Genomic DNA, 9,160 nt, shown 5'->3' with positions numbered 1-9,160 from the left:
GGCATTAATTGACTAAAATTGAAAAATATTTGTAAAATTGAATTTATAAAACCTTTCAATCACTTATTTTTGCGCTATGGCTAAGAAAAATACAGACAAAGTTGTCTTTCATCAAATAAAAGTCCTTGATGCTGGTGCAAAAGGCGTTTCGGTTGCAAAAGCACCGGATGGTAAAGTAGTTTTTATCCCAAATGTAGTTCCGGGAGATGTGGTTGATGTGCAAACTTTCAAGAAACGCAAGGCGTATTATGAAGGTAAAGCAGTGCATTTTCATGAATTTTCAGAGCATCGTGTAGATCCTATTTGTGATCACTTTGGTGTTTGTGGAGGCTGCAAATGGCAAAACATGAACTACAATCAACAATTGGTTTTCAAACAAAACGAAGTCAAAAACCACTTGCAACGCATTGGAAAAATAGAACTTCCGGAATTTGAATCAATTTTAGGTTCAGAAAAAAAGTTTTTTTACAGAAATAAAATGGAATTTTCGTTTTCCAATAGCCGTTGGTTAACCGAAGCTGAAATTGGAAGCGACGAAGATTTAGGAAATAGAAATGCACTTGGTTTTCACATTCCTAAAATGTGGGATAAAATTCTAGACATCAATAAATGTCATTTACAAGAAGATCCTTCAAACGCCATTCGTAATGAAGTTAGAGATTTTGCAAATGCAAACGGATTAACTTTCTTTAATCCCAGAGCTCATGAAGGTTTGTTACGTACCTTAATGTTACGTACCGCCTCAACTGGTGAGATTATGGTATTGATTCAATTTTTCGAAAATGACAAAGCCAACAGAGAGTTGATTTTAGATCATCTTTATGAAAAATTCCCGCAAATTACATCTTTGCAATACGTAGTTAATAATAAAGCAAACGATACGTTGTACGATACCGATATCAAGCTTTACAAAGGAAGAGATTACATTCTAGAAGAAATGGAAGGGTTGAAATTTAGCATTAATGCCAAATCTTTTTACCAAACTAACTCAGATCAAGCTTACGAATTGTACAAAATCACAAGAGATTTTGCAGGTTTAACAGGTAATGAAGTAGTATATGATTTATATACTGGAACAGGAACTATAGCTCAGTTTGTTTCTAAAAAAGCTAAAAAAGTAATAGGAGTCGAAAGTGTTCCTGATGCTATTAAAGATGCAAAAGCAAATGCCGTTAGAAATGAGATCACGAATTGTGAGTTCTTTGTTGGAGATATGAAAGTAGTGTTTAATGATGATTTCATAGCACAACACGGTCATCCAGATGTCATTATAACAGATCCACCAAGAGATGGAATGCACAAAGATGTAATAGAACAAATCCTAAAAATTGCTCCAGCGAAAGTGGTTTATGTAAGTTGCAACTCGGCTACACAAGCTCGTGATTTGGCTCTAATGGATGAGAAATACAAAGTAACTCGTGTACGTCCTGTAGATATGTTTCCGCAAACGCATCACGTTGAAAATGTTGTGCTTTTAGAAAGAAGGTAAGCCTCTTAAACCCTAAAGATGGGGACATTATAAAGAAAGATGAAAAAAATATTTCTATTTGTATTAGTATCTGCATTCTCTTTTTCTAGTTGTGAAAAAGACGATATCTGCGATCCAAAAACACCTACAACTCCCAGATTAATAATTGATTTTTACGATTTTGAAAACCCATCTGTAAAGAAAAATGTAAATAGCCTACAGGTTATAGGCGAAGGTATGACGGATGCTGTTTTATTTAATGGCAGCCCAACTACTAATGGAAATAGAATTGCAATTCCACTAAAAACGGTTGGTACTAGTACCAGTTTTAGGTTTACACTAAATTCAAACAATGCGAATCCTGCTTTAGTTGACGCGGATCTTATCCGTTTTAATTTTACCACTCAAGAACTTTTTGTTTCAAGAGCATGCGGATATAAATCGCTTTTTATACTAAATCAAGCAGCACCATTTGTTCATACTGATCCTATTTCAGCTAATCAACGATGGATACGACTTATAGAGGTGGTAACAAGAAACATAGACAATGAAAATGAAGCACACATCAACATCTTTTTTTAGTATTTGTTTTTTGTTTCTGTTAATTAGTGTTCAAGCACAAGAAACAACAAAAAAAATAGAAGTTAAAAAGCCAGCTACCATAACAACGGTTGAGCCCACAAAAACAACTAAAGAACAAATCATTCCTAATACGCCGAAAACAAAAAATGCGCCACAACCAACTGCAGCCGTAAAGGACTCCATACCCGTAAAAGTAGATCGTTATGGAATTCGTGTAGGTTTAGATTTATATAAAATAACGCGTGCACTTTATGACAAAGATTACAAAGGTCTAGAGCTTGTGGGTGATTACAGACTGACAAAAAGGTACTTTTTAGCTGCCGAGCTTGGAAACGAAAATAAAACCACAGCTGATGATCGTGTTAACTTTACCACAAAAGGAAGTTACCTGAAAGCAGGTTTTGATTACAATGCCTATGAAAACTGGCTGGATATGGAGAATATAATTTCAATTGGTCTTCGTTATGGTTTTAGCACTTTTAATCAGCAGTTAAACAATTACCGTATATACAATGCCAATCCGTACTTTCAAGATACACCAATTATAAACTCTGGGCAAAAGTTCAATGGTTTATCAGCCAGTTGGATTGAAGTTGTTGCGGGAATTAAAGCAAAAGTATTCAACAATGTTTTCATGGGCTTCAGCCTTCGTTTGAATCGATTGGTGACTAATAAAGAACCAGAGAACTTCTCTAATTTATACATTCCGGGATTTAATAGAACCTATGATGGGAGTTTTGGAGTAGGATTTAATTACACTGTAACTTATTTTGTTCCTATTTATAAAAAGAAAATAAAACCAGTTGTAGTACAAAAAAAATAGTATTAAAAAACCGCACATTCAAAACAACTTAAAATAAGTGGTTAATGAATGTGCGGTTTATGTTTCAAATAAAACTTCTAGAATTTCTATACTACCCTATTTCCTTGAATCCTTTAATGAAAATCCATTTCATATACAATTTTTCACCGTCTTTGGTTCGAATGGCTTGAAACTTTGGAGCTACTAATGTTCCTATTACAAATGCTGTAATTGGAATCCAAAAACCAGTTAAATTAGTGTACAAGTCAATGGCGTATCTTGCAGCAATAAATAAAACTGCAAAGCTTGCTAGTTGATATACAAATGCTTGTATTTGCTTTTTTGTCATTTTTTATAAGTCTTAAAGTTTTAAGTAAAAATTTGATATTACTTATTCAGCACCAGTCTTTTCTTGACCTGAATCCTCTGAGCGAACAGACGAAGAAAACTTTGTTCTTTTACTACCTTCATACATTTCATACTTTACTAATCGAGCCTCAAGACCTGCATTAAAAAGTTTAATTTTTCTAGATGGTTTTAAACCTACATGTTTCAATGCTTCTAGGTTTGCAGTTATCATCCAAGCATTTGTACCTGGATAATTTTTCTTTAAAGTATCACCTACATTTTTATAAAACTCCTCCATATGAATGTCCAAACGCTCGTCATAAGGTGGATTGAACACAATATGCAATTTGCCTTCAGAGCTTTTCTCAGTATCAAAGAAGTTTTTATCTTCTATTGAAATGTATTCGTCTAGATTGGCATTTTTAATATTGTCTTTCGCTTTTTGAACCGCACTTGGTGCTTTGTCATATCCTTTTATAGTATAATGAAACTCACGTACACGTTTTAATAAACTATCCGTAATGGCATCAAACAAATCATTATCCCAATCGTTCCATTTTTCGAATGCAAATTGTTTACGGTTGATATTAGCTGGAATATTACATGCAATCATAGCTGCTTCGGCTAAGAAAGTACCTGATCCACACATTGGGTCTAAAAAATCTGTTTGACCATCCCAACCCGAAAGCAACAAAATTCCGGCTGCCAAAACCTCGTTTATAGGTACAATATTTGTTGCAGTTCTATATCCACGCTGGTTCAATGCATTTCCAGATGTGTCTAGCGCTACAGAGACTTGGTCTTTATCAATATGAATATTAATTCTTAAATCAGGATGTACCTTATCAATACTTGGTCGTTGACCTGTTCTTTCTCTAAACTGATCTACAATGGCATCTTTACATTTTTGAGAAACAAATTCAGAGTGATTAAAATATTCTGAATGTACTGTGGTATCTATAACAAAAGTCTGGTTCGCATTCAATAATTTGGACCAGTTTACTCCCGCAATACCTTTGTATAATCCTTGTTCATTATTGGCCTTAAAAAAATAAATAGGTTTTAAAATTTTTAAAGCTGTACGCAAAGATAAATTAGCCTTGTACATAAACCCTTTATCACCTTTAAAACTAACCATTCGTACACCTTGCTCTACATTTTGTGCGCCTAGGTTTTGTAATTCTTTTGCCAGTATTTCTTCAAAACCAAAAAAGGTTTTGGCAATCATTTTATAATTATTTTCCATTGTAAAATCAAGTATTCGTTGCAAAAATACACTAAATTTGCATCAATCGAATTAATTGAAAAAGAATAAATGTCTGCATCTCAAAATACATCCCTTGAAAATCAACCCAAATCAACTGAAAACTGGTACACCTCTTGGTTTGATACACCTTATTATCACATTTTATACAAGGATAGAAATTACAGGGAAGCTCAAGTTTTTATGGACAACCTTACACATTATCTCAATTTACCAGAAAATGCCAATGTTCTTGATTTAGCCTGCGGCAAAGGCCGTCATTCTATATATTTAAACCAATTGGGTTTTACTGTTCTTGGTGCCGATTTATCTGAAAACAGTATCGCCGAAGCGAATAAAAATGCTAATGAAAAATTACAATTCAAAGTTCATGACATGCGTGAGCCATTTGAAGAAAAATTTGATGCCATATTTAATTTGTTTACCAGTTTTGGTTATTTTGAAAGTGACGAAGACAACCTAACAACGCTTATAGCCATCAAAGAAAGCTTGTCAGAATACGGTTTTGCAGTAATTGATTTTATGAATGTACCTAATGTCATAGAAACACTAGTCCCTACAGAAACTAAAACCGTTGATGGTATTGATTTTCACATTACCCGATATTTAAAAGAAGGCCATATTTACAAAGAAATTGACTTTGAAGATAAAGGTCAAAAATACCATTTCACCGAAAAAGTAAAAGCATTAACGCTGAAAGATTTTGAAGAATTAATGGAGCAAGCCGGAATTTATCTCCTAGATACCTTTGGGGATTATAAATTAAAAAAATTCCATAAAACAGAAAGTGAACGCTTAATCATGATTTTTAAATAAATGAATTACCTCTTACCATTACTCTCTGTAATTTTAGGATACGGTGTTGCATTAATTATTAGACCTAAGAATAAGACTAATCTAAAATTACTCTTAGCCTTCAGCGGATCTTTTTTACTGTCCTTGACAGTAATGCATTTATTACCCGAAATTTACAAGAGTAACACAACAACCATTGGCATATTCATTATGCTAGGAATATTGTTCCAAATCATATTAGAGTTTTTCTCTAAAGGTGCAGAGCATGGTCACGTACACGGACATGAAGCAATAACACAAATCCCATGGTTGTTGTTCATAAGTCTTTGTATTCATGCATTTCTAGAAGGTTTCCCCGTGAGCCATCACCAAGATTTAGCCATAGGAATAGCCATACATCACTTGCCCATAGCCATTATCTTGACTACTTTTTTTATAAATGCAAGTCTTAATAAAAAAGCAATCTTTTTCTTCATGATCACTTTTTCAATCATGACACCACTCGGTACCATATTATCTGATTATTTGCCCATCTTAAACACATATTACACAGAAATTACAGCCATTGTCATAGGAATATTGTTTCACATATCATCTACCATAATTTTTGAAAGCAGCGAAGGACACAAGTTCAACATTGCTAAAGTTTCAATGATTGTAATTGGTATTGCATTGGCATATTTTTTATAAATTTACAAGGTGGGCGTGCCCGCCAAAATAAGGCGGTCGGGCTATCCGCTGCAATCTTTTTTCATTTCGCTACCGCTACATGATAAAAAGGATTTCCGCTTTTATCCCTCACGCTCGACCCGAATATATAGAAAATTTAGTGCTTTAGAAACACAAATTTAGCAATACATGGAATTCACAAAAACCACCGAACAATCTTCAAAATACGAACATTTAGAAAAAATGTCGGTTCAGGAATTGTTGTCAAATATCAATCAAGAAGACAAAACAGTGCCACTTGCTGTTGAAAAAGCATTGCCCCAAATTGAAAATTTAGTAACTGCAATTGTCACTAAAATGAAATTAGGCGGTCGCTTATTTTACATAGGTGCTGGAACCTCTGGAAGATTAGGAATTGTTGATGCCTCAGAATGTCCACCTACCTTTGGTGTTCCCTTTGATTTAGTTGTAGGGATTATTGCTGGTGGTGACGCAGCCATTCGTAAAGCTGTTGAAAATGCCGAAGACAACCCAACTCAAGCTTGGCTTGACTTACAAGCTTTTGCAATAAATGAAAAAGATGTCGTTATAGGAATTGCAGCTTCGGGAACCACACCTTATGTAATTGCTGGTTTACAGGCGTGTAATGAGAACAACATAACCACAGGAAGTATTTCTTGTAATGCTAGAAGTCCGTTGTCACAAACAGCTAAATTCCCAATTGAAGTAATTGTAGGACCTGAATTTGTTACAGGAAGTTCACGCATGAAAGCCGGAACAGCGCAAAAACTAGTGCTCAACATGATATCAACTGCTACCATGATTCAGTTAGGAAAAGTAAAAGGCAACAAAATGGTTGACATGCAACTCAGCAATAGTAAACTGGTTGACCGCGGTGTAAAAATGATCATGGACGAAATTCCGGTTACTTACGAAGAAGGTGAAGAATTATTAAAAAAATACGGAAGCGTTAGAAAAGCTGTAGATTTTTATCTAGCGCAATAAAGATAGTACTTGTACCTATTTTGCATTTTCAAAAGCTTCAAACCTAAATTTTAAAAGAAACAATGGCTACAAATAGAGAATTATTATCAAAAGGAGTACGATACTTAGCAGGTGCATTACCATTGTTGTTTTTAGGCCCAACAATAATTCATAATGCTTTTATGAACAAGCAAAACATTTGGCATTATCTAGTATTAAGCGTTGGTGTAATTGTTTGTTTTATTGCCATGTACCTAATGTATGTAGGGTTAAAAACAATTATGAAAAGCTTATTTAACGACTAATGAAAAACAATATTCAACTTCAAAAAACATTTGAAAAAACAAATCCGTTTGACAGTGCTGTTAGCAACCCCGAATTTGAAGAATGTACTTTTATAAACTGTGATTTGGCGAATGCTGTTTTGTCTAATACCACTTTTATGGATTGCGTTTTTATAGACTGTAATTTGTCAATGAGCAAATTATCCGGTGCTAGTTTAAAAGGAGTACACTTTAAAAACTGTAAACTACTTGGGATTTTATTTGAAGAATGTGATGATTTTTTATTTCAAGTGGAGTTTGAAGAATGCATTTTAGATTATGCCTCTTTTACCAATAAAAAGATGCCTAAAACCAAGTTTATTTCTTGTTCGTTAAAAGAAGTTAATTTTTCTGAAACTAATTTAACAGGTACTATTTTTGATGGTAGTTCATTACAGAATGCCATATTTAGCAATACGCAATTAGCTGGAGCTGATTTTACTAAAGCCACAGATTACAGCATAGATCCAGAGTTCAATCCGATGAAAAAAGCAAAGTTTTCAACGCAAGGAATTGGTGGTTTATTAGACAAATATGACATTAAAATACACTAATTTTACCCCAGATGGAAGTGAAAAGACATAAGGATTAAAAGCTATTTTTTTCTTGACTTAAAAGAGCGACCACCGGAAGCTCCTTTTATGGCAGTAGAAAAAAAGATTTTAAGCCTTGTGGGTTGCAACAAACAGCTGGATTTGGTCCTTAATAAAAAACAAAAAAAGATGAAAAAAATAGTAGTGCTCCTACCCTTACTGGTCTTGACTTCTTGCTATGATATGGAAAGAAATTGTAAGGATTTTAAAACCGGAAAATTCAAGTTTGAATATGAAGTAGACGGTGTGAAAAAAACGGCTTTATTTGAACGAAATGACAGCATAGAGATTGAAACTTTTGAAGGAAAAACAGATACGGCATCTATACGCTGGGTGAATGACTGCGAATATGTTTTGCAAAAATTACATCCAAAAAACATGGCCGAAGAAAAAGCGATAGGCATGAAAATAGTGACTACTACAAAAAATTCTTATACCTTTGAATTTGGGATGGTAGGATCTGATGTGAAACAAAAAGGTACTGTAACCAAAATTGCTGATTAATAACGTAAATAGTAAAATAAAAAATGGAAATATTTTTAAATCCTGATGCTTGGGTAGCCTTATTAACTTTGACTTTTCTTGAAATTGTTTTAGGAATTGACAACATCATTTTCATCTCTATTGCTACTGGAAAATTACCGGTAGAACAACGTAAAAAAGCCACTAAAATAGGAATGTTCTTGGCAATGTTCATGAGAATAGCGCTTTTGTTTGGTATTAATTTATTAATTCAAATGAAAGAGCCGTGGTTTCATATTGATTTGAGTTGGTTTTCGGCAGGAATTACAGGACAGAGTTTGATTCTGTTTGGCGGTGGATTATTTTTGATTTACAAAAGTACCAACGAAATTAGAGAGAAAGTAGACGAAAAAGGACATGAAGAGAAAGAGCTTGGAAAAGCGGCTACTAAATCGTTTCAAAACGTTATTTTTCAAATTATCTTGATTGATTTGGTTTTTTCTTTTGATAGTATTTTAACTGCTGTGGGAATGACCAATGGCGTTGAAGGTGCACTTTATATTATGATTACTGCTGTGATTATATCGGTACTTGTGATGATGCAGTTTGCAGTTCCTGTTGGTAATTTTGTAAACAAACATCCGTCAATTCAAATACTTGGACTTTCATTTTTGATTTTAATAGGTATGATGTTGCTTACTGAAAGTGCTCATTTATCTAACGCTTTAATCTTTGGAAGTCACGTAACACCAGTACCAAAGGGCTATTTGTACTTTGCTATTTCGTTCTCATTATTAGTAGAAGTTCTGAATATGAAAATGAATAAGAGCAAGAGTAAATAGTAAGTAGTTAAAAGTGAATGGTGAGATG

General features: G+C 33.8%; 12 protein-coding genes. 10 read left to right on the top strand and 2 right to left on the bottom strand.

Going from position 1 to position 9,160, the window contains the following annotated elements; genetic code table 11:
- Nucleotides 1-76: 76 nt before the first annotated feature.
- The 3 genes from rlmD to FPG59_RS03405 are packed head-to-tail and all read left to right on the top strand — an operon-like array spanning nt 77 to nt 2,873.
- A complete protein-coding gene (gene rlmD, locus FPG59_RS03415; protein ID WP_086453217.1) occupies nt 77-1,489 on the top strand; it encodes a 23S rRNA (uracil(1939)-C(5))-methyltransferase RlmD in 1,413 nt (470 codons plus the stop codon).
- Nucleotides 1,490-1,528: 39 nt separating this feature from the next.
- Entirely contained in the window at nt 1,529-2,050 is a 522-nt protein-coding gene (locus tag FPG59_RS03410; RefSeq protein ID WP_086453216.1) for a DUF6452 family protein, read from the top strand.
- Complete coding sequence (locus FPG59_RS03405) at nt 2,022-2,873, top strand: DUF6048 family protein (RefSeq protein ID WP_086453221.1); 852 nt, start codon at nt 2,022-2,024, stop codon at nt 2,871-2,873. The genes FPG59_RS03410 and FPG59_RS03405 overlap by 29 nt, the downstream gene beginning before the upstream one ends.
- 91 nt (nt 2,874-2,964) lie before the next feature.
- Here FPG59_RS03405 and FPG59_RS03400 read toward each other — a convergent pair whose 3' ends face one another.
- The gene (locus tag FPG59_RS03400) at nt 2,965-3,201 is read right to left on the bottom strand and encodes a hypothetical protein (protein ID WP_086453215.1); all 237 of its coding nucleotides are present in this window, start codon (nt 3,199-3,201) and stop codon (nt 2,965-2,967) included.
- A gap of 42 nt (nt 3,202-3,243) precedes the next feature.
- The gene (locus tag FPG59_RS03395; protein WP_086453214.1) at nt 3,244-4,446 is read right to left on the bottom strand and encodes a class I SAM-dependent RNA methyltransferase; all 1,203 of its coding nucleotides are present in this window, start codon (nt 4,444-4,446) and stop codon (nt 3,244-3,246) included.
- Between the two features lie 69 nt (nt 4,447-4,515).
- On the opposite strand from FPG59_RS03395, the gene FPG59_RS03390 reads away from it, so the two are divergent.
- The 7 genes from FPG59_RS03390 (at nt 4,516) to FPG59_RS03360 (ending at nt 9,132) form a co-directional block, all read left to right on the top strand.
- The gene (locus FPG59_RS03390) at nt 4,516-5,280 is read left to right on the top strand and encodes a bifunctional 2-polyprenyl-6-hydroxyphenol methylase/3-demethylubiquinol 3-O-methyltransferase UbiG (RefSeq protein ID WP_086453213.1); all 765 of its coding nucleotides are present in this window, start codon (nt 4,516-4,518) and stop codon (nt 5,278-5,280) included.
- Nucleotides 5,281-5,949 carry a ZIP family metal transporter gene (locus tag FPG59_RS03385; protein ID WP_086453212.1) on the top strand — a complete coding sequence of 223 codons (669 nt, stop codon included), beginning with the start codon at nt 5,281-5,283 and terminating at the stop codon, nt 5,947-5,949.
- A gap of 168 nt (nt 5,950-6,117) precedes the next feature.
- Nucleotides 6,118-6,933 (top strand): N-acetylmuramic acid 6-phosphate etherase, encoded by an 816-nt coding sequence (gene murQ / locus FPG59_RS03380; protein ID WP_086453211.1) that lies wholly within the window; start codon nt 6,118-6,120, stop codon nt 6,931-6,933.
- 62 nt (nt 6,934-6,995) lie between these two features.
- A complete protein-coding gene (locus FPG59_RS03375; RefSeq protein ID WP_086453210.1) occupies nt 6,996-7,217 on the top strand; it encodes a DUF6095 family protein in 222 nt (73 codons plus the stop codon).
- Entirely contained in the window at nt 7,217-7,789 is a 573-nt protein-coding gene (locus FPG59_RS03370; RefSeq protein WP_086453209.1) for a pentapeptide repeat-containing protein, read from the top strand. Before FPG59_RS03375 ends, FPG59_RS03370 begins: the two co-directional genes overlap by 1 nt.
- A 168-nt stretch (nt 7,790-7,957) precedes the next feature.
- A complete protein-coding gene (locus FPG59_RS03365; RefSeq protein WP_086453220.1) occupies nt 7,958-8,332 on the top strand; it encodes a DNA topoisomerase IV in 375 nt (124 codons plus the stop codon).
- Between the two features lie 23 nt (nt 8,333-8,355).
- The gene (locus tag FPG59_RS03360; RefSeq protein ID WP_086453208.1) at nt 8,356-9,132 is read left to right on the top strand and encodes a TerC family protein; all 777 of its coding nucleotides are present in this window, start codon (nt 8,356-8,358) and stop codon (nt 9,130-9,132) included.
- The last annotated feature ends 28 nt before the right edge of the window (nt 9,133-9,160 follow it).

This window comes from Flavobacterium sp. FPG59, from assembly GCF_002150205.1.
Lineage (GTDB): Bacteria > Bacteroidota > Bacteroidia > Flavobacteriales > Flavobacteriaceae > Flavobacterium.
The sequence above is the reverse complement of the archived record's forward strand: the minus strand, read 5'-3'. Positions and strand labels throughout refer to the sequence as shown.